We start from the raw sequence: 970 nt of genomic DNA, 5'->3' as shown, positions 1-970 counted from the left end.
TACGTTCCCGCACCGGGTCCGTCCGGTTCTCCGCCGACGACACCCGATCGCTGCTCGCCGAACTCGGCCTGCGAATTCCCACCGCCGGGGTGCCCACGCTGCGACTGGTGTGGCCCAGCGACACCGCTCCGGCTCCCGGCAGCGACACCGAGGTGGTTCTCGGCCTGCGGCCGGGCATCGACACCGCCGAACTGCTCGACGGATTCCGCCGTGAAGCGCCCGATCTGCTGCTCGAACTGCCGGCCCTGGCCACCGTCGGGGTCGACGGCACCGCGATCACCCGCACCGAAACACTCCTCGGGTCCGGGCTGTGGGAAATACGCATCGACGGCCGCTGCTGGTGGGAGCATCGCGGCCCGTCGGCGCGCTGGCTGGTGCCGGTCGTGGACGGCGAGGTCGTCCCGGTGCGCGAGGAGGTGCTGCGCGCACCGACCCGATCCGACGAGGAGTTGTCCCTGCCCGCGATCGTCGTCGCGGATGTGCCGATGCAACCCGACCGGCGGCGGTTGTTGCCGGCAGCCCATGTCGAAGACGTGGCCCGCGGCTACGCCGAGTTCGTGCGGGCGCTGCCCGCCGAGCAGCGTCTCGAACTCGTCCCGGTCCCGGGCTTTGCCCGCAGCGACACCGACCGGCGCATCCGGGAGGCGGTGCTGGAGGAGCTACGCACGCATCCGTGGTTGCCCGCCGCGGACGGCGGCCCCGACCTGCTGCCCGATCGCGCGACAGCGCTACCCGGACTCACTGCCGACCTCGCCGACGCACTGGCCGATGTCGTCCCCGGTCTCGTTCCGCCGGCACTGTGCGGACCGCGGCACGCCCCCGCGCTCGCGTCCGTCGATGTGCACCGGATCGGCCCGGCCCGTGTCGCCGATCTGCTGGCCGGACACGATCGGGAACCGAGATGGTGGTATCGGCTGTACGAGGCGCTGACCCCGCTGGTCGTCGATGCCGTGGTCGCCGAAGAACTCGC

At 72.3% G+C, this 970-nt stretch carries 1 pseudogene; it reads left to right on the top strand.

What is annotated here, in order from left to right:
- A pseudogene (locus Q8814_RS26265) lies at positions 1–970 on the top strand (ATP-binding protein); the annotation flags it as partial.

Origin of the sequence: Rhodococcus chondri (assembly GCF_036327435.1) — a bacterium.
Taxonomy (GTDB): domain Bacteria; phylum Actinomycetota; class Actinomycetes; order Mycobacteriales; family Mycobacteriaceae; genus Rhodococcus; species Rhodococcus chondri.
The sequence above is the reverse complement of the archived record's forward strand: the minus strand, read 5'-3'. Positions and strand labels throughout refer to the sequence as shown.